The sequence below is a fragment of the Burkholderia sp. HI2500 genome (assembly GCF_002223055.1).
Classification (GTDB): Bacteria; Pseudomonadota; Gammaproteobacteria; order Burkholderiales; family Burkholderiaceae; genus Burkholderia.
Map to the genome: position 1 here is coordinate 384,516 of NZ_NKFL01000006.1, position 26,815 is coordinate 411,330.

Genomic DNA, 26,815 nt, shown 5'->3' on the forward strand with positions numbered 1-26,815 from the left:
GCGTGCCGGGCGCTGGACGCAGGGCTGTTGCGGCCCAGCGTCCAGCGGAATCGGCAGCCGCGCCGCGCGGGCCGGAAACGAGCGTCTCAGCGCTCTCGCGGCGAGCCCAACCGCTCCAGCAACGCCCCCAGCAGATCGACCGGCAGCGGAAACACGATCGTCGAGTTCTTGTCCGCCGCGATCGTCGTCAGCGTCTGCAGGTAGCGCAACTGCATCGCCTGCGGCTGCAGCGCGAGCCGTTGCGCGGCCTGCAGCAGCTTCTCCGACGCCTGCAGCTCGCCTTCCGCATGAATCACCTTCGCGCGCCGCTCGCGCTCGGCCTCCGCCTGCCGCGCGATCGCGCGGATCATCGTCTCGTTCAGGTCGACGTGCTTGATCTCGACCGTCGACACCTTGATCCCCCACGCATCGGTCTGCGCGTCGAGCGTCTTCTGGATGTCGGCGTTCAGCTGCTCGCGCTCGGCAAGCAGCGCGTCGAGTTCGTGCTTGCCGAGCACCGCGCGCAGCGTCGTCTGCGCGAGCTGGCTCGTCGCCTCGAAGAAGCGCGCCACCTGGATCACGGCCTTCTCCGGGTCGACCACGCGGAAATACACGACCGCATTGACCTTCACCGACACGTTGTCGCGCGTGATCACGTCCTGCGCGGGCACGTCGAACACGACGGTGCGCAGGTCGATCCGCACGACCTGCTGGACGATCGGGATGATCAGCACGAGCCCCGGCCCCTTCACCTTCCAGAACCGGCCGAGCATGAACACCACGCCGCGCTCGTACTCGCGGAAGATGCGGATCGACGACGCGATGAGCACCACGACGAAGACGATCAGGATGCTGCTGAAGCCGAACGTGAAACCGATCATGAAGGTTCTCCCTGGTGTCGTTCTCGATGGGGTTCCTGCCCGGGCACGTCGTAGAGCGGGGCGACGGTGAGCAGCAGCCCGTGGCGGCCGGTGACGCGCACGCGGCAGCCGGCGGCAAGCGGCGCGCTGCTGGCCACGCGCCAGCGCTCGCCGCGCACGCGCGCCCAGCCGGCGGCGGACGGCGCGGCGCCGGCCGCGCCGTGCGGCTGGTCGGCCAGCAGGCCGTCGTCGAGCACTTCGCCGATGCTGCCGACCATCGCCTCGGCGCCCGTCACGACCGGGCGGCGGCGCGCGCGCAGCGCGACGCTCGATACGCCCGCGACGAGCAGCCCGCCGCCGAGCGCGAGGCTCGCGATCACGGGCCACGGAATCCCGTAGCCGGGCACGTCGGTGTCGATCAGCATCAGCGCGCCGATCGTGAACGACACGATCCCGCCGAACCCGAGCACGCCGAAGGTCGGCAGGAACGCCTCGGCGACCAGGCAGCCGAGACCGAGCAGCACGAGGCCGAGGCCCGCATAGCTGATCGGCAGCAGCTGCATCGCGAACAGCCCGACCAGCAGGCAGATCGTGCCGGCGACGCCCGGCAGCACGAAGCCGGGGTTCGCGAACTCGAAGAACAGGCCGTAGATGCCGATCGTCAGCAGGATCAGCGCGACGTTCGGGTCGGCGATGATCGCCAGGAAGCGGCTGCGCCAGTCGGGCTCGACCACGACGAGCGGCGCATGCGCGGTCGCGAGCCGCACCGTGCCGGCGGTGGTCGTCACGGTGTGGCCGTCGAGCTGGCGGGCGAGATCGGCCGGATCCTGCGCGATCAGGTCGACCACGTGCTGCGCGCGCGCCTCGCTCGCCGACAGGCTCACGGCCTCGCGCACCGCGCGCTCGGCCCATTCGGCATTGCGCCCGCGCAGTTGCGCGAGGCCGCGGATGTACGCGGAGGCGTCCTGTATCGCCTTGCGGATCTCGGTCGATTGGGTATCGGTCGGCAGCGCAGCTTGCGAAGCGGCCGCATCGGACGCGCCCGACGCGCCCGAGGTGCCCGAGGTGCCGGCCGGCATCCGCGGTGCCGCAGGATTCCCGCCCGGCGGCGCGGCGCCGCCGATGCCGAACTGCACGGGCGATGCCGCGCCGAGATTGGTGCCGGGCGCCATCGCCGCGAAGTGGCTGGCATAGACGATGTAGGTGCCCGCGCTCGCCGCCCGCGCGCCGCCCGGCGCGACGAACGCGGCGACCGGCACGGGCGAGCCGAGGATGGCTTTGATGATCTGCCGCATCGACGTGTCGAGGCCGCCGGGCGTGTCGAGCTGCAGGATCGCGAGCGGTGCGTGCTGGCGGGCCGCGCGATCGAGCGAGCGCACGATGAAGTCGGCGCTGGCCGGGCCGATCGCGCCGTTGATCGGGATCACGACTACCGGGCGGGTGGCGGGGGCTTCGGTGGGCGGCGGCGCGGCGACCGCGGCGCATACGACGAGCAGCGCCGCGAACAGCGCGGCGCGCGCGACCCGCGCGGACAGCGGGTGACGAGGGTGGCCGCCGGGCGTGGCAGGCGCCGGCGACGGCCCGTGACGGTGAAAGTGCATCGCGGCGTCCGGGCGGCGCGCGGCCGCGTGCCGTCCGGCTGGCGGAAAGGGCCTGGGCCCGATGCTTAAAGATTAGGCGGTTTCGGCACAAAGCGCGAAGCGACAGCCGCGCCGGCCGGCTTCAGCTCGCGCTACCGCCTCGTGCGAGCACTTCGTCGCGGTAGTCGGCCGGGCTGCGCCCGCTCCATTTGCGGAACGCGCGGTAGAACGCGCTCGGTTCCGCGAAACCGGTGGCGGCTGCGACGTCGGCGATCGTGCGCGCGGGGTCGGCCAGCGCCTCGAACGCGAGATCGCGCCGTAGCGTGTCCTTGATCGACTGGTACGCGTGGCCTTCCTGGTGCAGCTTGCGGCGCAGCGTGGCCTCGGCCACGTGCAGCCGCGCGGCCATCCCGCCGGCGCCTGGCCACGCGGCCGGCGGCATCCCGCGCAGCACCGCGCGCACGCGCTGCGCGAGCGCGTTCGGGTTGCGGTACTTGACGATGAAGCTCGCCGGCGCGTTGCGCAGGAACGTCTTCAGCGTCTTCGTGTTCTGCACGACCGGCAGTGTCGCGAATTCGGGATCGAAATCGACATACGAATCGGGCTCGTTGAAGCGCATGTCGTCACAGAACATCGACGGGTATTCGTGGTCGGCGGGCGGCGTGTCGCAGCGGAAGCTCGCATGCAGCAGCGGGATGCGCCGCCCGATCAGCCAGCAGGTGAGCCCGTACACGATGATGAAATAGGTCGCGTACGTGAACATCGCGGGCGTCGCACCGTTGTTGCGGTGCACGAAGCGCAGCCGCACGCGTTGCGGATTCGCCTCGAGCTCCGCGTGCAGGTCGTCGAGCACGCAGTGCATGAAATTCACCGCGCGCGCCATCGCGTGCAGGCCGTCGCGCGCGGTCAACGCCGCCTGGCTCATCGCGATGAAGCTGCCGCTGCGCATCGGGTGGCGATCCTGCCCGAAAAACTCGTCGTCGAGCGTGCGCGCGATCGCGTTCCACAGCGCGCCGTATTGTTGCGCGGACACCCGTGCGCGCGGCTGCCCGAGCAGCGCGGGCGCGATGCCGGCCTGCTCGAGCAGCGGCTCGGCGGCGACGCCGCGCCGCGTGGCGAGCGCGACGCTGTAAGCGACGAGGCTGATCGCGACGGTTCCCTTGTCTTCCTGCTTCATCCATGCCGCCGGTGTGGCAAAAACGCTCAGTGTAAATGAGCGACGCGAGCATCGAACAGTCGCGCCTGCTTGCCTACACTTGTTGCATCGAAACGCAAGGACGGTCGCGCCCGGCGGCCGCGGGAGACAGCAGCACCATGGACGAGCTTTACACCGAAGACCAGCGGATGATCCGCGACGCCGCGCGCGCGTTTGCCACCGAGATGCTGGCGCCGAACGCGGCGCAGTGGGACCACGATGCGCACCTGCCCGACGCGATCGTCGCGCAGCTCGGCGAACTCGGCCTGCTCGGGATGATCGTGCCGCAGGAGCTGGGCGGCTCGTATACGGACTACGTGGCCTACGCGCTGGCGATGGAAGAGGTCGCCGCCGGTGACGCCGCGTGCGCGACGATGATGAGCGTGCACAACTCGGTCGGCTGCGGGCCGATCCTCGGCTTCGGCACGCCGGCGCAGAAGGATCGCTGGCTGGCCGACATGGCGTCCGGCCGCGTGATCGGCGCGTTCTGCCTGACCGAGCCGCACGCCGGCTCCGAGGCGAACAACCTGCGCACGCGGGCGGAGCTGCGCGACGGCAAATGGGTGCTGAACGGCGCGAAGCAGTTCGTGACCAACGGCCAGCGTGCCGGCGTGGCGATCGTTTTTGCCATGACCGACCCGGAAGCCGGCAAGCGCGGCATTTCCGCGTTCCTGGTGCCGACCGACACGCCGGGCTTCATCGTCGGCAAGCCCGAGAAGAAGATGGGTATCCGGGCGTCGGATACGTGCCCGATCACGTTCGAGAACTGCGCGATTCCGGAAGAGAACCTGCTCGGCAATCGCGGCGAAGGGCTGAAGATCGCGCTGTCGAACCTCGAGGGCGGGCGCATCGGCATCGCCGCGCAGGCGCTCGGCATCGCGCGCGCCGCATTCGACAAGGCGCGCCGCTATGCGGGCGAACGCGTGCAGTTCGGCAAGCCGATCGCCGAGCACCAGGCGATCCAGCAGAAGCTCGCCGACATGGCCGTGCAGATCAACGCCGCGCGCCTGCTCGTGCATCACGCGGCGAAGCTGCGCACCGCCGGGCTGCCGTGCCTGTCGGAAGCGTCTCAGGCGAAGCTGTTCGCATCGGAGATGGCCGAGCGCGTGTGTTCGGACGCGATCCAGATCCACGGCGGCTACGGCTACCTGGTCGATTACGAAGTCGAGCGTCATTATCGCGACGCGCGCATCACGCAGATTTACGAAGGCACCAGCGAAGTGCAGCGGATGGTGATCGCGCGGCAGCTTTGAGCCACGGCGGTTACCCCGGCGACGACATCACGCAGGGCACGAGGGCAGCGCGGCGAACGCGGCACGCAACGACGTGACCGTGCGCCGCAACAGAGGCAACCGGGCATGGGCTGCAGCGCATGCCCGGTTGACCGTGAGGCATGGAGACTGGAGGACACGATGACGGTACAGGCATTCCTGGACGCGCGCGACTTTCTGCTGCGCCATCGCACCGACTACGAGACCGCGTACCGCGAGTTCGAGTGGCCGGTGCTCGACGCATTCAACTGGGCGCTCGACTACTTCGACCCGATGGCGCGCGGCAACGACCAGCCCGCGCTGTGGATCGTCGATGCGGCGACCGGCACGGGCGATCCGTATTCGTTCGCGCAGATGTCCGAGCGCTCGTCGCGGATCGCGAACTGGCTGCGCTCGATCGGCGTCGTGCGCGGCGACCGGATCCTGCTGATGCTGCCGAACCGTGTCGAGCTGTGGGACGCGATGCTCGCCGCGATGAAGCTCGGCGCGATCGTGCTGCCGGCCACCACGCAACTGTCGCCCGACGACGTACGCGACCGCGTGCAGATCGGCGGCGCGAAATACGCGATCGTCGACGAGAACGAAACCGCCAAGTTCGAACAGCCGGATCTCGGCCTCGCGCAGAAGATCGTCGCCGGCGCGCCGCGCGCGGGCTGGCTCGCGATGAACGACGGCTATGCGGCGAGCGCGGATTTCGAGCCGGACGCCATCACGCACGCGAACGATCCGATGCTGCTGTATTTCACGTCGGGCACGACGTCGAAGCCGAAGCTCGTCGAGCATACGCACCGCACCTATCCGGTCGGCCATCTGTCGACGATGTACTGGGTCGGCCTGCAGCCGGGCGACATCCACTGGAACATCAGCTCGCCGGGCTGGGCGAAGCACGCGTGGAGCTGCTTCTTCGCGCCCTGGAACGCGCAGGCATGCGTGTTCGCTTTCAACTACGCGCGCTTCGAGCCGAAGGTGGTGCTCGATGCGCTCGTCAAATACCAGGTGACGACGCTGTGCGCGCCGCCAACCGTGTGGCGCATGCTCGTGCAGCAGCCGCTCGCGTCGTTCGACGTGAAGCTGCGCGAGATCGTCGGCGCGGGCGAGCCGCTGAATCCCGAGATCATCGAGCGCGTGAAGAAGGCGTGGGGCATCGCGATCCGCGACGGCTACGGCCAGACCGAGACGACCTGCCTGATCGGCAACTCGCCGGGCCAGCCGGTCGTCGCGGGCTCGATGGGCCGGCCGCTGCCGGGCTACCGGATCGCGCTGCTCGACCCGGACGGCACGCCGGTGACCGAAGGCGAGGTCGCGCTGCCGCTCGGCGCGGACGTCGCGCGCCCGGTCGGGCTGATGAAAGGCTATGCGAACAACCCCGACGCGACGGCCTACGCGATGCGCGACGGCCACTACCGCACGTCGGACATCGCGATGCGCCGCGACGACGGTTACTACGTGTACATCGGCCGCGCGGACGACGTGTTCAAGTCGTCCGACTACCGGCTGAGCCCGTTCGAACTCGAAAGCGTGCTGATCGAGCATCCGGCGATCGCCGAGGCGGCCGTCGTGCCGAGCCCGGACCCCGTGCGGCTGTCGGTGCCGAAGACCTTCATCACGCTGCGGCAGGGCTACGAGGAGAGCCCCGAGCTCGCGCTGGACATCTTCCGCTTCTCGCGCGAGAAGCTCGCGCCGTACAAGCGCATTCGCCGCCTGCAGTTCGCGGAGCTGCCGAAGACGATCTCGGGGAAGATCCGCCGCGTCGAATTGCGCCGCCGCGAGATCGAGCGTGGCGACGATGCCAGTGAACGGATGCCCGGCGAATACTGGGAAGAGGATTTCGCCGCCGAACTGAAGTGACGTGACCGCGGGCCGCGCGCGCCGCATTCCGCGGCCGCTGCCCGCAGCCGAATTGAACCGGCCGCGCGGCGATATCGCGCTTCGCGGCCCTCTGCCAGGAGAAAGGATCGATGAACGCGAATTCGAAAGACGTGCCGACGGTCAAGCTGCTGATCGACGGCGCCTTCGTCGAGTCCGCCACGAACGAGTGGCGTGACATCGTCAACCCGGCGACGCAGCAGGTGCTCGCGCGCGTGCCGTTCGCGACCGTCGCGGAAGTCGACGCGGCCGTGCAGGCCGCGCATACCGCCTTCGCGACGTGGAAGAACACGCCGATCGCCGCGCGCATGCGCATCATGCTGAAGTTCCAGGATCTCGTGCGCACGAACCAGCAGCGCATCGCGAAGACGCTGACGGCCGAGCAGGGCAAGACGATTCCCGATGCCGAAGGCGACATCTTCCGCGGCCTCGAAGTGGTCGAGCACGCATGCTCGATCGGTTCGCTGCAGCTCGGCGAGTTCGCGGAGAACGTCGCGGGCGGGGTGGATACCTACACGCTGCGCCAGCCGCTCGGCGTGTGCGCGGGCATCACGCCGTTCAACTTCCCCGCGATGATTCCGCTGTGGATGTTCCCGATGGCGATCGTGTGCGGCAACACGTTCGTGCTGAAGCCGTCGGAGCAGGATCCGCTGTCGACGATGGAGCTCGTCGAGCTCGCGGTCGAGGCCGGTGTACCGAAAGGGGTACTGAACGTCGTGCACGGCGGCAAGGAAGTCGTCGATGCGATCTGCACGCATCCGCTCGTGAAGGCGATCTCGTTCGTCGGCTCGACGGCGGTCGGCACGCACGTGTACAACCTCGGCAGCGCGCACGGCAAGCGCGTGCAGTCGATGATGGGCGCGAAGAATCACGCCGTCGTGCTGCCCGATGCGAACCGCGAGCAGGCGATCAACGCGCTCGTCGGCGCGGGCTTCGGCGCGGCCGGCCAGCGCTGCATGGCCACGTCGGTCGCGGTGCTCGTCGGCAACGCGCGCGACTGGCTGCCGGACATCGTCGAGAAGGCAAAGGCGCTGAAGGTCAATGCGGGCGCGGAAGCCGGCACGGACGTCGGGCCGGTCGTGTCGAAGGCAGCGAAGGAACGCATCCTGTCGCTGATCGACGCGGGTGTGAAGGAAGGCGCGAAGCTCGAACTCGACGGCCGCGACGTAAAGGTGACCGGCTACGAGCAGGGCAATTTCGTCGGCCCGACGATCTTCTCGGGCGTGACGACCGACATGTCGGTCTACACGCATGAAATCTTCGGGCCCGTGCTGGTCGTGATGGAAGCCGACACGCTCGACGACGCGATCGCGCTCGTCAACGCGAACCCGTTCGGCAACGGCGTGGGGCTGTTCACGCAGAGCGGCGCGGCTGCGCGCAAGTTCCAGAGCGAAATCGACATCGGCCAGGTCGGCATCAACATCCCGATCCCGGTGCCCGTGCCGTTCTTCAGCTTCACGGGTTCGCGCGGCTCGAAGCTCGGCGATCTCGGCCCGTACGGCAAGCAGGTCGTGCAGTTCTATACGCAGACCAAGACGGTCACCGCGCGCTGGTTCGACGACGACACGACGGCCGGCCCGGTGAATACGACGATCCGGCTGCATTGAGCGGCGGAGGACACGAACATGAAAATCGGTTTTATCGGCCTCGGCCACATGGGCGCGCCGATGGCGCTGAACCTGCTGAAAGCAGGCCATGAAGTACATGCGTTCGACCTGAGCACCGACGCCTTGCGCGCGCTGCAGGATGCCGGCGCACAGGTGGCCGCGTCGCCGCGCGATGCGGCCTCGGGCGCGACGTTCGTCATCACGATGCTGCCGGCCGCGCCACACGTGCGCTCGGTGCTGTCCGGCGAGAACGGCGTGCTCGCCGGCCTCGGCGCGGGCGCGACCGTGATCGATTCGAGCACGATCGACCCGGCGAGCGCGCAGGCGTTCGGCGCGCTCGTGCGCGAGCACGGCGGCGCGTTCGTCGATGCGCCCGTGTCGGGCGGCACCGGCGGTGCGGCGGCCGGCACGCTGACCTTCATGGTCGGCGGCAGCGACGCGGATTTCGAGCGCGTGAAGCCGGTGCTCGCGGGCATGGGCAAGAACATCGTCTATTGCGGCGCGACGGGGATGGGGCAGGTCGCGAAGGTCTGCAACAACCTCGTGCTCGGCATCTCGATGGCGGCCGTGTCGGAGGCGATGTCGCTGGGCGTCGCGCTCGGCATCGACCCGAAGGTGCTGGCCGGCATCGTCAACACGTCGACCGGCCGCTGCTGGAGTTCCGACACCTACAACCCGTATCCGGGCGTAATCGAGACCGCGCCGTCGTCGCGCGGCTACTCGGGCGGCTTCGGCACCGACCTGATGCTGAAGGATCTCGGCCTCGCGAACGACGCCGCGAAGCAGGCGCGGCAGCCGGTCTATCTCGGCGCGCTCGCGCAGCAGCTGTACCAGACGATGAGCAGCCGCGGCGACGGCCAGCTCGATTTCTCGGCGGTGATCCGCCTGTACCAACCGGCAACGAAGAAGGACGCCTCATGATCGAACTCGACTACGTCGACGACGGCGCGATCGCGTGCGCGACGCTCAAGCGTCCGCCCGCGAACGCCTTTACCGCCGACGGGCTGCGGCAACTGCAGACAACCGTCGCCGAACTGAATGCGAACCCGCGCGTGCGCGCGCTGGTGATTACCGGCGACGGCCCGAAGTTCTTCAGCGCGGGTGCCGACCTCAACACGTTCGCCGACGGCGACCGCGCGGTTGCGCGCGCGATGGCGTCGCGTTTCGGCGCGGCGTTCGAGGCGCTGCACGACGCGCGCGTCGTGACGATCGCGGCGATCAACGGCTATGCGATGGGCGGCGGGCTCGAATGCGCGCTCGCGTGCGACCTGCGGATCGCGGAGACGCATGCGCAGATGGCGCTGCCCGAGCCGTCGGTCGGCCTGCTGCCCTGCGGCCTCGGCACGCAGACGCTGCCCTGGCTCGTCGGCGAAGGCTGGGCGAAGAAGATCATCCTGACCGGCGCGCGTGTCGATGCGGCCACGGCGCTGCGGATCGGCCTCGTCGAGGACGTCGTGGAGTCGGGCGCGGCACGCGATGCCGCGCTGGCGCTGGCACGCAACGTCGCACGGCAGAGCCCGCACGCGGTCGCTTACAGCAAGGAGCTGATCGGTCTCGCGCGCCGCGGCGTGCCGCGCGGCGCGGCGCTCGCGGTCGAGCGTGAACGTTTCGTCGACCTGTTCGACACGAACGATCCGCGCGAAGGCGTGGCCGCGTTCCTCGGCAAGCGCGCGCCGCAGTGGCACAACGACGGAGAGCCGCAACGATGAGCACGCCGGTGACGAATCACGACGCGTTCGCGGAGCACGCACCGGAGGTGCTGTTTCGCGTGGTGAACCGCGTGGCGCTGATCACGCTGAACCGGCCGGCCGCGCTCAATGCGCTGTCGTACCCGATGATCGGCGAGCTGGCCGCGCTGCTCGAGCGCTGCCGTGACGACGACCAGATCGTCGCGGTCGTGCTGCGCGGTGCGGGCGAGAAGGGCTTCTGCGCGGGCGGCGACGTGCGTGCGCTGTACCGGATGGTCGCGCAGCGCGAAACCTGGTTGCCGTTCTTCGTCGACGAATACCGGCTCGACTACGCGATCCATACGTTCCCGAAGCCGGTGGTCGCGCTGATGGACGGCGTGACGATGGGCGGCGGCATGGGCCTCGCGCAGGGCGCGGCGCTGCGTGTCGCGACCGAGCGCAGCAAGATCGCGATGCCGGAGACGCGTATCGGCCTCGTGCCCGATGTCGGCGCGACGCATTTCCTGTCGCGCATGCCGGCCGAACTCGAGCTGTACGTCGGGCTGACCGGCGCGATGCTGTCGGGCGCCGACGCGCTCACGGCGAAGCTCGCGGATCTGTGCGTGCCGTCCGCGTGGCTCGACACGTTCGAGACGCGCATCGAAAGCGTCAAGTGGGAAGGCGATGCGCTGCCGTTGCTGCGCAAGGTGTTCGAGCCGCCGTGCAACGTCGTGCCGCATGCGGCGCTCGACAGCCAGATGCCGTGGATCGTGCGTCATTTCGACAAGCGCTCGGCCGTCGAGCGGATCGTCGCGACGCTGACGCAGGATCTTGCGCGCGAGGAGCTGTCGCGCGAGCACCGTCAATGGCTGCAGGCGACGCTCGATGCGCTCACCGGCCATTCGCCGACGATGCTGTACGTGACGCGCGAGGCGCTGCTGCGCGGCCGCCAGATGACGCTGGCCGAATCGTTCCGGATGGAGCTCGGCATCGTCGCGCGCGCGATCGAGGAAGGCGACTTCTGCGAAGGCGTGCGTGCGCATCTGGTCGACAAGGATCGCAAGCCGCGCTGGGCGCCCGCGTCGCTCGTCGAGCTGCGCGCCGAACGCGTGCGGCACTTCCTCACGTCGCCGTGGAAGCTGTTCGCGCATCCGCTGCAGGATCTGGGGCAGGGGTGACATCGCGTGCCGGACGCAGGAGCGTGCGATGCACGCTCCCTGACTCGGTAAAGTTGCGACCAGACACTGCCTCGTATCGATCGGTGTCGATGTCGCTCCCGGTTGTCGCCGCGATCATGTGCGCGGCTCGCGCCGGCAGCGGGCGGATTGCCCCGGCGAGCGCCCGACCCGCGACCCCGACGGGAAGTGCGCCGGGAATCCGCCGCAGAACCACAGGCCGTCGTCGAATCAACTTCGACTGATTGACCGGACGTCGCCTTCCGGCCGTGGCGGCTCGCTCCGGAACGCGGTGGAACGACCGTCGTCGATAAAACGTACCGCCATCGCCGCCAGCACGGCCGGCAGGCCGATCGCCAGGAAATTCCAGTCGATCGGCAACTGCATGTCGACCAGGAGCCCGATGAAAATCGGCGCGAGAATGGCGCCGATTCGCCCCACGCCCAGCACCCAGCCGACGCCTGTCGACCGGATCTCGCCCGGATAGAACTGGCCCGCGTACGCACAGAGAAGGATTTGCGTGCCGATCGTGCAGGCCCCCGCGAGCGCGGCAAGCAACAGCGTGACTGGCGTCGGCAATGGATGACTCAACAGGATGATCGCAACCGATGCGAGCGAGAACATGGTCATCAGCACGCGCTTGATATGCAATCGGTCGGCAATCCAGCCGCCGCCTACTGCGCCCACTACGGCGCCGAGATTGAGCACGAGTATGACCGTCATCGCGGAGCCCATGCCGTAGCCCGCGCTCGCCATCAGCTTGACGAGCCACGAGCTCAATGCGTAGACCATGAAGAGGCAGATGAAGCAGGCAATCCAGAACATGATGGTGCTGGGGCCACGCCCGTCGCCGAGCAGCAGCTTCAGCGGCGCCCGCCCCGTTTCATCGTGTCGATGCCATAGCAAGCGGTCACCGCTGCCGATCTTCAATTCCGGATCGATCCGACGTGCGATGTCGGCCAAGGCCCGCTCCATTCCCTTGCCGGACAGGAACGACATCGATTCCGGCATGCCGCGCAGCAACAGCGGCACGAAGAGCAACGGCAAGCCTGCCGCGATGAACACGGATCGCCACCCGTAGCTGTCGATCATTGTCTTGCCCAGCAAGGCGGCCAACATGCCGCCCAGCGAGTAACCGCTGAACATCAGGGCCACCAGCGTGCCGCGCAGGCGACGGGGCGCATATTCGGTCATCTGTGCAATGACGTTCGGCATCACGCCGCCGATGCCGATTCCCGCGACGAACCTCGCGAGACCGAATTCGACCGGGTTCCGCGCGATTCCCGCCGCGACCGTAAAGACGCTGAACAGCACGACGCAAAGCGCCGTGGTTCTGCGACGACCGATCCGGTCGGAAACGGACCCGAGCAGAATGTTGCCGAATGTCATGCCGAATAGCGCCGAGCTGACCATGAATCCCGCCTTTGCCGGATTCACGGCCATCTCTCCCATGATGGCAGGCAGGGCAATGCCCACGATGGCGAGATCGTAGCCGTCGAAGACGATGACCAGCGCGCACCAGAACAAAACGACGTAATGCAGCCGGCCCAATTTCGCGTCGGCGACGACCTGTTGCAGATCTATCTTTCGCATGATCTCCTCGTGAATGGTTGGATTGACTCGACCACGGCTTGCCGGACGCGTGGTTTTCAGCTCGGAAAGCGCCGAAACGATTCGGAATTCGATCGATCCGGACGGCAGAGGGCAAGCGGCGAGATCGGGGCGTGCCGCCATGGCGGCAATGCCGTGCCACGCGAGTCGATCGGCAGAGCTGTGTGCGAATTCTTGGGAGGCCGAAATTCCGCGTCTATCCGGAATGTGCGGCAAAGGGAGGGTGACTATCCACTTTCGGCTGCTTTGTGAACGACAGCGGCGGTGCGTGGCGGTCCGCGAGTGTGGGGCAGTTTGCGTTGGCGTTGGCGTCGAGGCCCGGCATCCAGAGGCGGACGGTCATCCACGCGTGACGTGGATACACGCCGCGCCGGTGCGCGCGGCGCCACGTGCCGTCACCCGGTCGTCGCTCAGTCGTCGAACGTCGGCGTGATCGCGTTGACGAACGCATCGATCACGCAGCGCGTCTTGCGCGGCAGGTAGCGCGTCTTCGGCCAGATCGCGTGGATGTCGCCTTCGCAGACGAAGCAGCGGTCGAGCACGACCGTCATCTCGCCGCGCTTCACGTAGTGATCGAGCAGCCAGCTCGGTAGCCACGCGATGCCGAACCCCGATGCGCCGGCTGCCGCGATCGCCTGCACGTCGTCGAAACTGAGCTGGTGCGGCATGTCGATCCGTACCGTCGAGCCGTCCGGCGCGCGCAAGTCCCACGGCTGAACCACACCCGAGCGGGAATACGCGATCGTCCGGTGGTGCTTCAGATCGTCGAGCGTCTTCGGCGTCCCGTAGCGGGCGAGATACGACGGCGCCGCGCCGAGGCTGCCGTATTGCGTGCCGAGCCGCCGTACTGCGAGGCTCGTGCTGTCCGCGAGCGTGCCGATCCGCACCGCGAGGTCGATGCCTTCCTCGACGAGATCGACGAAACGGTCGGTGATCGATACATCGATCCGCAAATGCGGATAGGTGTGCGCGAGGTCGAGCACGACGGGCATCACGCAGTGATGCCCGAACGCGAGCGGCACGCTCAGGCGCAGCTTGCCGCGCGGCTCGTTGCGGCCGCAGTCGAGGTCGGCTTCGGCCGCTTCCAGTTCCGCGAGCGCACGCACGCAGCGGTCGTAGTACGCCTGGCCGTCGTCGGTCAGGCTCTGGCTGCGCGTCGTGCGCTGCAACAGCCGCGCGCCGAGCCGCTTCTCGAGCCGCGCGATCGCCTTGCCGACGGCCGAACGCGTCATGTCGAGGCGCTCCGCGGCGAGCGCGAAGCTGCCCGATTCCACTACCTGGACGAAGGTCGTCACGCCGTCGAGTCTGTCGGTCATGGGCGGGATTGAGTCCTGTGATTCCCCAGTCTGGAGAAATGCATGCGTCAATGGGGATGAAGATTCTCACTATAGTACCGATTCCCGTCCAGCGTGCGTCGCCGGCCGCACGCGGCGAATCCTTCTCACCTGGAGGCGCGCGGCCCGTTGCCGGGCCGTGGCGCAATACGCATGACGCTATCCGACTCCCGCAGGAATGCGGTCGCGCTCGCGGCCGTCTGTCTCACGTCGCTGATGTTCGGCCTCGAAATCTCGAGCGTGCCGGTGATCCTGCCGACGCTCGAACACGTGCTGCATGGCGATTTCAACGGCATGCAGTGGATCATGAACGCGTACACGATCGCGTGCACGACCGTGCTGATGGCGGCCGGCACGCTCGCCGACCGGTTCGGCCGCAAGCGCGTGTACGTGATCGGCACCGTGCTGTTCGGCGCGACGTCGCTGCTGTGCGGGCTCGCGCCGAACGTGCCGGTGCTCGTCGCGGGCCGGCTGCTGCAGGGCGCCAGCGGCGGCGCGATGCTGATCTGTCAGATTGCCGTGCTGTCGCACCAGTTCCGCGAGGGCCGCGAGCGCAGCCGCGCGTTCGGGATCTGGGGGATCGTGTTCGGCATCGGGCTCGGGTTCGGGCCGATCGTCGGCGGCGCGATCGTCGCGCTGGCAAGCTGGCCGTGGGTGTTCCTCGTCCATGCGCCGCTCGCGGCCGTCGCGCTCGTGATGATCGGCGGCGCGGTGCAGGAGTCGCGCGATCCGCACGCGGGCAGGCTCGACGTCGCAGGCATCGTCACGCTGTCGCTCGCGGTGCTCGGCCTGGCGTTCTACATCACGCAAAGCGCGGCACTCGGGCTGACCAGCGCGGCCGGCCTCGGCGTGCTCGGCGCGACCGTGCTGGCGCTGGCCGGCTTCTTCATCGCGGAACGCGCCAGTGCGCGGCCGATGTTCGATTTCTCGGTGTTCCGGATTCGCGCGTTCACCGGCGCGATCTTCGGTTCGATGGGGATGAACTTCAGCTTCTGGCCGTTCATGATCTACCTGCCGATCTGGTTCCAGGTTGCGCTCGGCTACGACAGCGTGACGGCCGGCCTCGCGTTGCTCGCGTACACGTTGCCGACGCTGGTCGCGCCGCCGTTCGGCGAACGGCTCGCGCTGCGCTACGGGCCGGGCGTCGTGATCCCGGGCGGCCTGTTCACGATCGCCGCGGGGTTCGCGCTGATGCGGATCGGCAGCGCGGCCGACCCTGCCAGCTGGATCACGATGCTGCCCGGCTGCGTGATCGCCGGCATCGGGCTCGGGCTCACGAATACCCCCGTCACCAACACGACGACGGGCGCGGTGCCGAGCTCGCGGGCCGGGATGGCGTCGGGTATCGACATGAGCGCGCGGATGATTTCGCTTGCGCTGAACATCGCGGCGATGGGCTTCGTGCTGGTCGCGGGGATCGTCGCGAGCCTGAAGAGCGGCGTCGCGGGCACGATCGGCGACGCGGCGCTGCGCCGCCTTGCACAGGAGATTGCGTCCGGCCGGACCGACGGGCTGCACGAGATCGCCCCGGCGCTCGCGCAGGCCGACCCGAGCGGCGCGGCGTTGCATGCGGCGCTCGTGCACGGGTTCGGCTGGGTGATGGTGTACGGCGCGGCGGGCGTGGCCGTGCTTGCGACGGCGAGCGCGGTGGCGTTCGCGCCGGCCCGACGCCGAGCGCCCGTGTGTGAATGACGCCGCGCATGATCGGCGCAGCCGGCCCGGTGCGCGCGCCGGTCAGGACATCCCGCCGCCGAGCGCGCGGTACAGCGTCATCTGGTTGTTGAGCCGGTTCAGGCGCGTCAGTTCGTCGGCGCTTTGCGCATCGCGCAGCCGCTGCTGCTGGTCGAGCCACGGCTGCACGGCGGTCGCGCCGGCCGCGAAGCGCGCGGCGGCCAGCTGTTCGGCGCGCTGCGCCTGGGCCAGCGACAGCGCGCGCTGTTCGGCTTCGCGTTCGAGCTGCACACGCGCCGACAGCGCGTTCTCGACTTCCGCGAGCGCCGTGTAGAGCTTCTGGCGGAACCCGACGACGGCTTCCTCGTACTGCGACTTCGACACCTTGATCTGCAGCTGCATCGTGTTCCACTGGATGAACGGCAGTGCCAGGCCCAGCCCGAGCGTGCCGACCGGATTCATCAGCACGCGCTCGAGGCTCGTGCTCGACGTGCCGGTCTGCCCGGTCAGCGTGAAGGTCGGATAGAAGCTCGTGCGCGTCGCGTCGACTTGTGCGAGCGATTCGCGCAGCCGGAATTCCGCCGCGCGCAGGTCGGGACGCCGGCCGAGCAGGCTCGCGGGCAGGCCGGCCACGACTTCCGGCGGCGCCGCGACGGGCAGTGCGGCCGGCTCGACCGCGCGCTGCTGCGGCGGCCGGTCGAACAGGATCGCGAGCGCGTGGCGATTCTCGGTGCGCTGCTGGATCAGTTGCGTCTGCGCGGCGCGTTGCGCGGCGAGGCTTTGTTCGGCCTGCGCGAGATCGAGCCCCGACACGGCGCCGGCCGTGTGCCGCGACCGCACGACCGCGAGCGTGCGGACCGCATACGCGATGTTCGCGTCGCCGAGCGCGATCTGCCGGTTCAGATAACCGATCTGCCAGTACAGCGACGCCGTCGTGCCGATCAGCGACAGCCGCGCGGCTTCGAGATCGGCGGCCGTCGCGTCGGCTTCCCAGCGTGCGGCGTCGCGCAGCGCGGCCAGCCGGCCCCACAGGTCGATTTCATAGCTGAGCGAACCGGTCACGCCGCTCGTCCGGCTCATCCGGTGCGTATCGAGCGTGCGCGATACGGCGCCGTTCGCGCCGACCGACACGTTCGGCGTCGGGTTCGTATCCGCGAGCCCGGCCTGCAGCTGCGCGCGGTACACGCGGATCGCCGCGATCGCGAGGTCGTTGTTGGCGCGCAGCGCATCGTCGATCAGCGCATCGAGCTGCGGATCGCCGAAGCTGCGCCACCAGTCGCGTGAGGTGGCCGGTGCGCCGGCCGCGACCGGTGCCTCCCAGTTCGCGGGCATCGCGACGGCGGGCAGCGGTTCGTGGCGCGCGCCTGCGCAGCCGGCGAGCAGCGCGGCCGCGCACGCGACTGCGCCCAGGCGGTGAAGGGGGGAGGAATGCGTCATGACAGGTCTTTCTTCAATCGCGCGCGAGCGCATCGATCGGATCGAGCCGCGATGCGTTGCGCGCGGGCATGAAGCCGAAAATCACACCGGTGAGCGTCGAGCAGACGAACGCGGTGACGATCGCGCCGGCCGAGAACACCATCTTCCACTGCGCGACGAACATCGAGAACAGCGCGCCGAGCCCGAACGACAATGCGATGCCGATCGTGCCGCCGAGCAGGCAGACGAGCACGGCCTCGACGAGAAACTGCTGCAGGATGTCGGACTGGCGCGCGCCGACCGCCATCCGGATGCCGATTTCGCGCGTGCGCTCGGTGACCGACACCAGCATGATGTTCATCACGCCGATCCCGCCGACGACGAGCGAGATCACCGCGATCAGCGACAGCAGCAAGGTGAGCGACTGCCCGGTCTTCTCGACGGTCTTCACCACGCTGTCCATGTTGTACGTGAAGAAGTCCTTGCGGCCGTGGCGCTGCGTCATCAGCTTTTCGAGGCTTTTCTCGGCGGCGGCGCTCGGCTGGCCGTCGCGCACGCGCACGGTGATGCTGTCGAGATAGCGCTGCCCGAACAGGCGCCCGCTCGCGGTGGTGTACGGCACCCACACGTTCAGGCTCTTCACGCTGCCGAACGCGCTTTTCTTGTCGGCCGTCACGCCGATCACGACGCACGGCACGTTGTCGACCAGGATCACTTCGCCGATCGGGTTGCGCGTCGCGCCGAACAGCTTGCGGCGCGTGTTCTGGTCGATCACGGCCACCTGCACCTGGCGGCGCACCGCGTCCTCGTCGAACGCGACACCCAGCGCGAAGCGCATCCCGCGCGCCTGGAAGAAGCGGTCGCCGACGCCGCTCACGAGCGCGTTCACGTCGACGTTGCGGTAGCGCAGCAGCAGCGTGCGCGACGTTTCGGGCGTCGCGCTGTCGACGTACGGCTGCTCGGCGAGCGCGGCGACGTCGGCCGGCACGAGCGTCTGGATCGCGTCGGCGCGGCTGTCGCCCCAGTCGGTGCCCGGATAGATGTTGATCGTGTTCGTGCCGATGCTGCCGATTTCGTCGAGCATGTAGCGCTTCGCGCCTTCGCCGATCGCGACGATCGACACGACCGACGTGATGCCGATGATGATGCCGAGCATCGTCAGCAGCGTGCGCAGCCGGTGCGACACGAGCGCGATCCATGCCATCCGGCACGCTTCGGCGAAGCGGCCGGAGCCGGCCGCGAAGCGTCGCGTGCGGGTGCCGGGCTCGGGATGCGCATCGGTGTCGACCGGTGCGGGCGGCGGTGGCGTGTCGCGGTGATCGCGGGCGGGTAGCGCGCTGGCTTCTGCGTCGTCGACGCCCGCTTCCGCGAGCGCTTCCGCATAGTGGCGGTTCGGCCGGTCGGCGACGATCTCGCCGTCGCTGATCTCGATGATGCGCTTCGCATGGCGCGCGACGGCCTTGTCGTGCGTGACGATGACGATCGTATGGCCGAGCGCGTTCAGCTCGTGCAGGATGCGGATCACGTCCTGGCCGCTTTTCGTGTCGAGCGCACCGGTCGGTTCGTCGGCGAGGATCACCTGGCCGCCGTTCATCAGCGCACGAGCGATGCTCACGCGCTGTTGCTGGCCGCCGGACAGCTGCCCGGGCCGGTGGTGCGCACGATCCGCGAGCCCGAGGCGTGCGAGCAGTTCGCGTGCGCGGGCGTGCCGTTCCGCGCGCGGCGTGCCGGCATAGATCGCGGGCATTTCGAGGTTCGCGACCGCGTCGACGTGCGGCAGCAGGTGGTAGCGCTGGAACACGAAGCCGAAGTGCTCGCGACGCAGTTGCGCGAGTTCGTCGCTGTCGAGCATGTGCGTGTCGCGGCCGCCGACCGTGTAGGTGCCTTCGCTCGGATGATCGAGGCAGCCGAGGATGTTCATCAGCGTCGACTTCCCGGAGCCCGACGCGCCGACGATCGCGACGATCTCGCCCGCGTGAATCGACAGGTTGACGTTGCTCAGGACAACGACATCCTTGTCGCCGGCCGGAAAGCGTCGCGTGACGGCGGCGAGTTTCAGCAGGGGCTGGCTCATCGTCACACCACGTCCGCCAGCGGCGCGTGGTCGTCACCGGCCGCTTCGCCGATCACGACGCGTTCGCCGTCCTTCAGGCCGGCCAGGACTTCGACGCGCACGTTGTTGTTGATGCCGATGCGCACGTTGCGCGTTTCCGTGCTGCCGTCGGCGCGCAGCACGCGCACCGCGTAGGTGCCGTCCTTGCGTTTTTCGCCGAGCGCGGCGGCCGGAATGCTGAGCGCGTTGCGTGCATTGCCGAGCACGATGTTGACTTGCGCGGTCATCGAGATGCGCAGCCGATGCTCGGGGTTCGGCACTTCGAACAGCGCGTTGTAGAACACGGCCGAATTCGGCTTCGTGCCGCCGCCGAGGTTAGCTTGCGAATCCGCGAAGTTCTGCGGGGCGGGCTCAATTGCGCGCAGTGCACCGTAGTGGCGCTTGTCGGGTTCACCAAGGATTGTGAAATAAGCGGACTGGCCTTGATGCAAGCGAATCACGTCAGCCTCGGATATCTGCGCTTTCACGGTCATCGTGTCGAGATCCGCGAGCTTAAGGATCACCGGTGCCTGCTGCTGGGCGATGACGGTTTGGCCTTCCTGCGTGACGATCGCGACGACTTCGCCGCTCATCGGCGCGACGATGCGCGTGTAACCGAGGTTGGCCTGCGCGGTTTCGATCTGGATGCGTGCCGAACGGATCTGCGCGGCGAGCGAAGCGAGGGTCGCGCGCTGCACGTCGAGCGTCGCGCGTGCGGCCTCGAACGATTCGCGCGAGGTTGCATCGTCGGGCAGCATCGCCTGCTGGCGCTTGAACGCGAGTTCCGCCTGCGTGAGCTGCGCGGCGGTCGATTGCTGCTGCGCGCGCAGGCTTTCTTCGCTGGCGCGGGCCTGGCGCAGCGCGTTTTCCGAGATCACGGGATCGATCTCGGCGAGCCACTGGCCCTTCGTGACCTTGTCGCCGAGCTTGACTTTCAGCGACTTCAACTGCCCGGACACCTGCGCACCGACGTCGACCTGCTTGAATGCCTGAAGCGCGCCGGTTGCCAGCACCGCGTTCTCGAGATCGCCGCGCGAGACGGGCGCGGACAGGTATTGCGGATGCTTCTCGGGCGCGAATAACGATAACGCGACACCTGCGGCGACTGCCACAGCAATGATGGTGGCCAGCACGATGCGTCGTCGGCGGCGGGACGTTTGATTCATGAGCATGCCGATAGGTTAAGTCGGGCGTCGGCGGTGCGTGCTGCCGATCCGGAGGAACCGTTCAGCTCGGCCGGCGGCGCGGTTCGACCGCGACACAGGTCGTGTGTGCCGGGCGCGGAAGCGTCGATTCGGATCAGCCGTTCATGGTAATCGAGAAAATCTCGCGAAATCGTGTGGAAATTGTGCTCAATTGTGGCGATGACGTCGCTGAAACCGAACCTCGATGTCGCCGTTGTTGCAATCGCCGAAGGTCGCGAATGAGCGACCTTCGGCGGCGACGGTGGTCTTCCGGTTTGCACATCGACTGCGAGCAACGGGAAACCAGCTTTTGCTGTTCCGGCGCGTAAAGGGGCAGGTACCGCTATTGGAGGTCCATGATTTCGGCCAGCTCTTTTCCGGAAACGAACCCTTCGACTCTTTTCCCGGATGGCAGGAATGTGGTCGGTGTTCCCTTGATGCCAAGTTTCTTTCCTAGCGAGAGGAGTTCCTTGGTAGCGTCCGGTGAGCATGAAGTTCGCGCGCGCGCGATCGTTCCTTTTTTCACCCATGTCCTCCAGGCAAGGGATGGGTCCTCTGCACAAAGGATCATCTCCGATTTGGCGACGGAATCTTGGGAGAGCACGGGGTACAGAAAAATATACAAGGTTGCGTCCGGAATCTTGTTCAGCTCGCGGCTCATTTTTTTGCAAAACGAACAATTCGGATCGAAGAATGTCGAAATGACGCGTTTCCCGCTGCCGTTTTGAATTTTGATTGCATGTCGAAGTGGCAGGTCACGGAGGGCTGCGCTGTTCATCTTGTTGAGCCGCGTTTCCGTCAGATTCTCCTGGCTGGACGCGTTGATTATTTCGCCAACGAGAATATAGATTCCGGTAGAGTTGCTGTAGAAAATTCGTGAATTTGCGACGATTTCATAGAGCCCGCCGATCGGTGATCGGGAGACGCTGCCTATTTCAAGCTCCGGAACTTTTTGCTGGAGAATCCGCTTCAGATGATCCTCCTGGGAAGCATGTGCGTTGTCGCAAATGGCGGCGAGAGCGAATGGCAGGAGTGATGCCGTGAATGATTTCGAAATTTTCGACATGGCGACAGGTCGTTGTGGCTCGAACGTTCATGTAACAGCAGATTAGCGGGAGGTCGACCGAATCTTGGTTTGTGTGACGTCGGAATCTGTCTGTTTTTCCACGATGCCGGACGTGACGAACTTTTCGATCCGATGGTAGAGAAAAATGTCGCCGGGGAAATCTTGATGCTCGCTGCCCAGTGTTTCCATGATGTGCAGCACCACTTCCGGAGAGGAGGTCCAGTTATTGCTTGTTGCGCCGGTAATGTATTTGTCGAAGTGGGACGCCGAAAACGAACGTAATTTCCCGGACGGGTTGAGCAGTCTGAAGTCGGCGTTCTCTTCGACCAGGTTTGCCCATTCCCGGGCATAAAGCTCGATTTCATTCGGATCTGCTTGGGGCGCTGTGACGGCAAGTCTCGCCATCCCGATAGGGTGGATGTCCTGGGCCGAGAATCGGATCAACGATATATTCCGCAGTTTGCAGATGCTTGCCCAGTGCAGGAAGTTCGCATATTCCTCGGATGAAGTCGGGTTCACCCATGCGCAAGCCCTTTCCTGATTTTTGACGGCGGTCGAGGTATCGCCGATCGTCACATTGTCCGGCACGTAGCCAAAATGCTCGCTGAACCATTCCGCAAGTGCGGGGTCATTGCGCTCCTTGAGCGGACCCAGATGCCAGTTTCCGGCGACGAGAATGCATGATCCAGAAAGTTCTCCGCTTGAAATTGCTGAGGAAACGGTGTCTAGAGAATACTCGGAGAACGTTATGTGGATTGCCGGCTGACGATCGGTCTCGTGATTCATTTCGGTGCCCTGGTGTTCACGAATATTGAGATGATAGTGCGTGGCTTCCTGGATGAGGAAATCGCCGCGAGTGGTTGTAGGTGCTGTTGATCTGCGAAGGAACACCGGTTTGCATCGTGGGGCTCGCGACGAGCCGGATCGTCATTTCAGACGGTGCAGCCGCTTACCATGGGCCACCAGCCGTTCGAGACGTTGCACTTTCTCAGGCAGTCCGCGCATCGCGTGACACCGGCGTTGCTGCCGGGTCTGCTCCCGTATCGCTGTATGCACATTGTGTAAGAAACGGAGCAGCTTGTGTATCCTCGGGTGTCGGTGCTGTTTGGCCCCCTGAGGATTTGATTTGCGAGACCATCTGCAGTGGCCATGCCGGTGTGAAGTAAAGAAGCGGCCATGCAACAAGCAGCTACGGTCGATCGGATCGCCTTTCTCATGATGATTTTGCTATTTTCAGACATCTATTTCTCCTTGGTTGAGGGTTGAAGATTGATGTGAAACTGTGGTGTGCGATGATTCTTTGTATTTGAGTGGATTGCATTTTTTAGGAATCCTGTGTTGATAAGGTTATTTTATTTTTCACGTGATTTTCAATGATTTATTTTTTTGAAATTTGTTGATTGTTGTTGATTGTTAAATTGGCTGGCGAGATTTGTCTAAATTGAGATTGTCGGTTGCGTGCCTCGGTAGTTGGGGCCGAGGTCGCGCGTTGATTTGGGATTGCTGTGGAATTCGTGTTGACGAATGCGCAGCCACTGGTGATTGGCCGGATTGTCAACGTGTCGAACGTACGGTGCGGCTTGGAGGCACCTTGCGCGAGTCAGTCGGCCATGCGTTGATAGCCGGGGGCGGGATGCGTGGCGCTCGACGCGCCGTGTTAGGGTGCTCCGCGACTGAACCGGGCGCGGTCGCGTTCGAGGTCGAGCACGTGGCGACCGCGCTGGTTGGGTGGCGGCGTGTGCGACGCGCGCAATTCTGGCAGGTTGTCGAGATGGAGGGCAGTGCGGTTCAGGCGTCTGTCGCCGTCGAAGAAGGTGGCATCGTGGTCGTGCCGCGTCATGCTTTGCCCGGACGCGTGTGCGCGAAGCCGATGCCGATCCGCAGGTTTACGAGGTCACCGCGACGAGCGCCATCATCGGCCGGTCGCGTTCCTCGTCGAGCGCGGGCAGCGCATCGACCTGCGCCTGCGTCGGTCCCCATTCGTCCAGGTGCGTGAGCGTGAAGCCGCTGCCGATCAGCAGGTTCACGAGCGTGCCGAGCGTACGGTGCTGCTTGACGACGCCCGGCGCGAGCCAGTCGGTCACGCGTTCACCTTCATGCTGGTAGCCGTCGAGCGGCCAGGCGCGGTTGCCCTGCGCATCGACGACGAAGCCGGGCCGGCGCGGCGCCGTATAAATGGGGTGCTCGATCGAGAACACGAGCCGCCCGCCGGGCACGAGCGCGCGATGAATCGTGCGCAGCAGTGTGTCGAGGTGCGCGACGTAGTGGAAGGCGAGCGAGCTGTACGCGAGATCGAATGCGGCGTTGGGCAACGCGAGCGTTTCGAGATCGGCGCGGCGGTACGTGATCGCCGGGTGCGCGGCGGTCGAGGCCGCGCGTTCGAGCATGCGCTCGGAGACATCGATGCCGAGCACGCTTGCCGCGCCCTGATCGGCCGCCCAGCGGCTGAACCAGCCGTAGCCGCAGCCGAGGTCGAGCACGCTGCGGCCGTGCAGGTCGGGCAGCAGCGCGCGCAGCGCGGGCCATTCGGGTGCGCCGTCGAGGCCGTGGATCGAGCGGTTCAGGCGGCTGTAGCCTTCGAAGAAGGCCGGGTCGTCGTAGATGTTTTGCGTCATGCGTAGCGCCTCGTGCGGGCAGGGTGCGCGGTGCCGCACGCCCGATCCCGCGAGCTTACGCGCGCTGCCCGCCCGCGTCGATCCGGCGTTGCGTGTCCGCGTCGACGATGTCGCGGATCGTGCTGAACAGCGGCGCGGCGTCGGTGTAGCGGCGGCCGTAGCCGAGATTGAACGCGTAGTCGAAATCGGGCGGGTTGCTGCCCTGGTTGTGCTGCAGGATCGTCTCGAGCTTGTCGAGCGCCTTCGCCGCGCGTGCTTCCGGCGTCGTCGCCGCCTCGTATTCATCCCACAGCGCGACGATCTCGTCGCGCCGCGCGGGATCGAGCGATGCGGTCAGCGTCAGCAGGTCGTCGCGCTCTTGCGCGCTTTTGTCGGGGTGCGCGGCTTGCTCGATCGCGGGAATGTCGCCGTGCAGCGCCTCGCCGAGATCGTGGACGACGCACAGCTTCAGCAGCTTCAGCGTGTCGATGCCGGGCAGCGCGTCGGCGAACACGAGCGCCATCAGGCACAGCCGCCAGCTGTGCTCGGCCGTGCTTTCCGCGCGTCCGGACGACGTGTGGCCGCTGCGCAGCACATCCTTCAGGCGTTCGGCTTCGCGCAGGAAAGCGAGCCGCGCGCGGATCGTATCGGGGGTCATGGTCGGCGTCCTTGCGATGAGCCGCCTAGCGTAATGCGGGTGGGCGTGCTTCGTCCACGCATGAAATATGCGTGACGGTGGCGCTTTGCCGGGCCGCTACTTCACGAAAAGTCCGGCCCAGCAGAACAGCGCGAAGAAGCCCGTTTGAACACCGACGATCAGGCTGAACAGCCAGGGGCTGCTGCGGCGCGCCACCCGCCTGCCGCCGGCGTTGGCCACACCCGAGCGAAGCGCAACGAGCACGGCCGCGCCCGTATAGAGAATGAACGCGACGATCACGAGTTCTCGCATGACAAGCGTCGACATGTGGCATGTCCCCTGGGCGTGCTGCCATTCACGTTGGTCTTTTTGCGTGGCATGCCGGACACGTTGAAGGTTGCCGCACCGTTGCCGGTATGCGGTGCTTCATCGCGACCCGGCAATCACGCATCCTGGAGCGTCTCCACGAGCCGCACGGCCGAGCCGTCCGACAGTGTCATCCGCGTCCACCGGCACATGCTGCCGCGGATCGGCACGACGCGCGACGCATTCGCACCGGTGTCGAATTCGACGCTCGGCGGCCCCGCGTGGTCATGCCAGCCGAGCGTGTCGAGCGCGGTTTCCATGCGGACGATCTCCGGCGTCGCGTAGCGCCACAGCGACGTGCCGAGCAACATCGACAGCGGTTGCGAGAATTCGGCCGCGCGCGCCGGGGAAGACGCGAGCAGGCGGTGCGTGAGGTCGCATACGAGATGCATGCGGCCCGCGCTGCCCGCGACGAGCCGTGCGAGCGCGTGATCGCCGGCCGAATCGAGGCGCGCGGCGAGCAACCGCTCGGCGGTCGCGCGCTCGTCGGGCGACATCTGCTGGCGGCCGGCCTCCCAGCGCGAGATCGTCGATTGCGCGACGCCGAACAGCTCGGCCGCATGGTTTTGCTTGACGCGATGCAGCGCGCGCCAGCGCTTGAGTTGCGGGCCGAGCGGCGGGGCGTGAAGCGGTGAGGCGGTCATGGTGGTGCTCCTGTTGCGCTCGTACCGCACGCCTTTACATGATCCGGATGCCGCCGTTCGCGTTGATCGCAATTGCCGCGAACGGCAAGAGCACGATGCCGCCCAGCACGAGCACGCCGTCGGCGGCAACCGTGACCGGCGTGGCGAGAATCCGCAGCCCCATGCCGAGCGCGGACGGCGATTGCCTGATATAGACCGAGTACGGCCGGTTGAACGGCTGCGTGCTCGTCTTGTACTTTTCGACGAACCCTTCCGTCGAATAGCGCTTGCCGCTGATGTCGCCTTCGAGCACGAGGCCGGCCTGCGCGGCGGTGAAGCCGTCGGCAACGGCCGCCTGCCGATCGTCGTCCGACGCGTCCTTCGGCAGCAAGATACGGTATTGGCCCGTGATGCTGCCGCCGCTCGCATGAAAGGCGGCGAACGTCGTGCGCAGCGATTTACGGTAACTGGACATCAAGACCGGCCGCAACTGCGCCGGCAGATCGAAGATGTAATGGTAGTCCGTGCCCAGGACGACGAGCTTCTTGCCGTCCTCGGTCATCATGAATCCGGACACGTGCTCGCTGTATCCGTCTTCCTTGTACAGCTTCGGCGTGAAGCAGCCCGACAGCGAGAGGCTGCTGGCGGCCACGCCGGCGGCCAGCAGGCGCCGGCGCGTGATCGATACGTTCATTGTTGTTGTCCCGTCTGTGCGGTTCAGTTCAGTGGCTTTCGCCCTCGGAAGCCGGATTCTCGCGTATCTGCCGCGCGTTGTCGAACGGGAAATCTGCCTTGGCAGCGGTCGATGGCCCCTGACCGTGCCGTGCCGACGACGTTGTCGCCGCCGCTTTCAACCGTCTCCGCCATATCTTATTATTCGGCCAGTGCGGAGGTATACCGGCCGCCAACGGTCATGTCGAGGCATGACGCGCCGGTACGAATTACCGCCTTTCGGCCGGCACTCTGCACGAGGCACGGTCGAAACGACAGGAAACGCGTGACCCGCGCGTATCCCGAAAAA

At 66.8% G+C, this 26,815-nt stretch carries 23 protein-coding genes; 7 read left to right on the forward strand and 16 right to left on the reverse strand.

Going from position 1 to position 26,815, the window contains the following annotated elements; genetic code table 11:
- Positions 1-86 precede the first annotated feature (86 nt).
- The 3 genes from CFB45_RS19460 to CFB45_RS19470 all read right to left on the reverse strand — a co-directional run bounded on the left by CFB45_RS19460 (position 87) and on the right by CFB45_RS19470 (position 3,596).
- Positions 87-860: a slipin family protein gene (locus CFB45_RS19460; protein ID WP_089426942.1), complete on the reverse strand. Its 774-nt coding sequence runs from the start codon at positions 858-860 to the stop codon at positions 87-89.
- Positions 857-2,440, reverse strand: a complete 1,584-nt coding sequence (locus tag CFB45_RS19465; protein WP_089426943.1) for an NfeD family protein — start codon at positions 2,438-2,440, stop codon at positions 857-859. The genes CFB45_RS19460 and CFB45_RS19465 overlap by 4 nt, the downstream gene beginning before the upstream one ends.
- A gap of 121 nt (positions 2,441-2,561) precedes the next feature.
- Entirely contained in the window at positions 2,562-3,596 is a 1,035-nt protein-coding gene (locus tag CFB45_RS19470) for an AraC family transcriptional regulator (protein ID WP_089426944.1), read from the reverse strand.
- Between the two features lie 137 nt (positions 3,597-3,733).
- On the opposite strand from CFB45_RS19470, the gene CFB45_RS19475 reads away from it, so the two are divergent.
- The 6 genes from CFB45_RS19475 (at position 3,734) to CFB45_RS19500 (ending at position 11,203) form a co-directional block, all read left to right on the forward strand.
- Positions 3,734-4,867, forward strand: a complete 1,134-nt coding sequence (locus CFB45_RS19475; RefSeq protein ID WP_089429048.1) for an acyl-CoA dehydrogenase family protein — start codon at positions 3,734-3,736, stop codon at positions 4,865-4,867.
- A gap of 159 nt (positions 4,868-5,026) precedes the next feature.
- Positions 5,027-6,733 (forward strand): AMP-binding protein, encoded by a 1,707-nt coding sequence (locus CFB45_RS19480; protein ID WP_089426945.1) that lies wholly within the window; start codon positions 5,027-5,029, stop codon positions 6,731-6,733.
- Positions 6,734-6,843: 110 nt separating this feature from the next.
- Complete coding sequence (locus CFB45_RS19485) at positions 6,844-8,358, forward strand: CoA-acylating methylmalonate-semialdehyde dehydrogenase (RefSeq protein ID WP_089426946.1); 1,515 nt, start codon at positions 6,844-6,846, stop codon at positions 8,356-8,358.
- 18 nt (positions 8,359-8,376) lie between these two features.
- Positions 8,377-9,279 carry a 3-hydroxyisobutyrate dehydrogenase gene (mmsB, locus tag CFB45_RS19490; protein ID WP_089426947.1) on the forward strand — a complete coding sequence of 301 codons (903 nt, stop codon included), beginning with the start codon at positions 8,377-8,379 and terminating at the stop codon, positions 9,277-9,279.
- Entirely contained in the window at positions 9,276-10,067 is a 792-nt protein-coding gene (locus tag CFB45_RS19495; protein ID WP_089426948.1) for an enoyl-CoA hydratase, read from the forward strand. The genes mmsB and CFB45_RS19495 overlap by 4 nt, the downstream gene beginning before the upstream one ends.
- A complete protein-coding gene (locus CFB45_RS19500) occupies positions 10,064-11,203 on the forward strand; it encodes an enoyl-CoA hydratase/isomerase family protein (protein ID WP_089426949.1) in 1,140 nt (379 codons plus the stop codon). The genes CFB45_RS19495 and CFB45_RS19500 overlap by 4 nt, the downstream gene beginning before the upstream one ends.
- Positions 11,204-11,431: 228 nt before the next feature.
- Here the strand turns inward: CFB45_RS19500 and CFB45_RS19505 are convergent, their stop codons facing one another.
- Together CFB45_RS19505 and CFB45_RS19510 are read right to left on the reverse strand one after the other, a co-directional pair.
- On the reverse strand, positions 11,432-12,793 hold the full coding sequence (locus CFB45_RS19505) for an MFS transporter (protein WP_089426950.1): 1,362 nt from the start codon (positions 12,791-12,793) through the stop codon (positions 11,432-11,434).
- A gap of 428 nt (positions 12,794-13,221) precedes the next feature.
- On the reverse strand, positions 13,222-14,127 hold the full coding sequence (locus CFB45_RS19510; RefSeq protein ID WP_089426951.1) for a LysR family transcriptional regulator: 906 nt from the start codon (positions 14,125-14,127) through the stop codon (positions 13,222-13,224).
- A 171-nt stretch (positions 14,128-14,298) separates the two neighbouring features.
- Between CFB45_RS19510 and CFB45_RS19515 the strand changes: the two genes are divergently transcribed.
- Positions 14,299-15,837: an MFS transporter gene (locus CFB45_RS19515; protein ID WP_089426952.1), complete on the forward strand. Its 1,539-nt coding sequence runs from the start codon at positions 14,299-14,301 to the stop codon at positions 15,835-15,837.
- A gap of 42 nt (positions 15,838-15,879) precedes the next feature.
- Here the strand turns inward: CFB45_RS19515 and CFB45_RS19520 are convergent, their stop codons facing one another.
- The 11 genes from CFB45_RS19520 to CFB45_RS19570 all read right to left on the reverse strand — a co-directional run bounded on the left by CFB45_RS19520 (position 15,880) and on the right by CFB45_RS19570 (position 26,488).
- Entirely contained in the window at positions 15,880-17,253 is a 1,374-nt protein-coding gene (locus CFB45_RS19520) for an efflux transporter outer membrane subunit (protein WP_089426953.1), read from the reverse strand.
- Positions 17,254-17,266: 13 nt separating this feature from the next.
- Positions 17,267-19,306, reverse strand: coding sequence for a MacB family efflux pump subunit (locus CFB45_RS19525; protein WP_089426954.1), 2,040 nt, complete (start codon positions 19,304-19,306; stop codon positions 17,267-17,269).
- A 2-nt stretch (positions 19,307-19,308) separates the two neighbouring features.
- Complete coding sequence (macA, locus tag CFB45_RS19530; RefSeq protein WP_089429049.1) at positions 19,309-20,490, reverse strand: macrolide transporter subunit MacA; 1,182 nt, start codon at positions 20,488-20,490, stop codon at positions 19,309-19,311.
- 361 nt (positions 20,491-20,851) lie between these two features.
- Positions 20,852-21,574 (reverse strand): DsbC family protein, encoded by a 723-nt coding sequence (locus tag CFB45_RS19535; protein ID WP_089426955.1) that lies wholly within the window; start codon positions 21,572-21,574, stop codon positions 20,852-20,854.
- A gap of 42 nt (positions 21,575-21,616) precedes the next feature.
- Positions 21,617-22,465, reverse strand: coding sequence for a DUF3658 domain-containing protein (locus tag CFB45_RS19540; protein ID WP_254600213.1), 849 nt, complete (start codon positions 22,463-22,465; stop codon positions 21,617-21,619).
- A 766-nt stretch (positions 22,466-23,231) separates the two neighbouring features.
- On the reverse strand, positions 23,232-23,414 hold the full coding sequence (locus tag CFB45_RS19545) for a hypothetical protein (protein WP_089426957.1): 183 nt from the start codon (positions 23,412-23,414) through the stop codon (positions 23,232-23,234).
- Positions 23,415-23,460: 46 nt separating this feature from the next.
- A complete protein-coding gene (locus CFB45_RS19550) occupies positions 23,461-24,189 on the reverse strand; it encodes a class I SAM-dependent methyltransferase (protein ID WP_089426958.1) in 729 nt (242 codons plus the stop codon).
- Between the two features lie 55 nt (positions 24,190-24,244).
- Positions 24,245-24,826, reverse strand: coding sequence for an HD domain-containing protein (locus tag CFB45_RS19555; protein ID WP_089426959.1), 582 nt, complete (start codon positions 24,824-24,826; stop codon positions 24,245-24,247).
- Between the two features lie 96 nt (positions 24,827-24,922).
- Positions 24,923-25,132: a hypothetical protein gene (locus tag CFB45_RS19560; RefSeq protein ID WP_089433044.1), complete on the reverse strand. Its 210-nt coding sequence runs from the start codon at positions 25,130-25,132 to the stop codon at positions 24,923-24,925.
- A gap of 116 nt (positions 25,133-25,248) precedes the next feature.
- Positions 25,249-25,815 (reverse strand): helix-turn-helix domain-containing protein, encoded by a 567-nt coding sequence (locus CFB45_RS19565; protein ID WP_089426961.1) that lies wholly within the window; start codon positions 25,813-25,815, stop codon positions 25,249-25,251.
- A gap of 34 nt (positions 25,816-25,849) precedes the next feature.
- Positions 25,850-26,488 carry a hypothetical protein gene (locus CFB45_RS19570; RefSeq protein WP_089426962.1) on the reverse strand — a complete coding sequence of 213 codons (639 nt, stop codon included), beginning with the start codon at positions 26,486-26,488 and terminating at the stop codon, positions 25,850-25,852.
- Between the last annotated feature and the right edge of the window lie 327 nt (positions 26,489-26,815).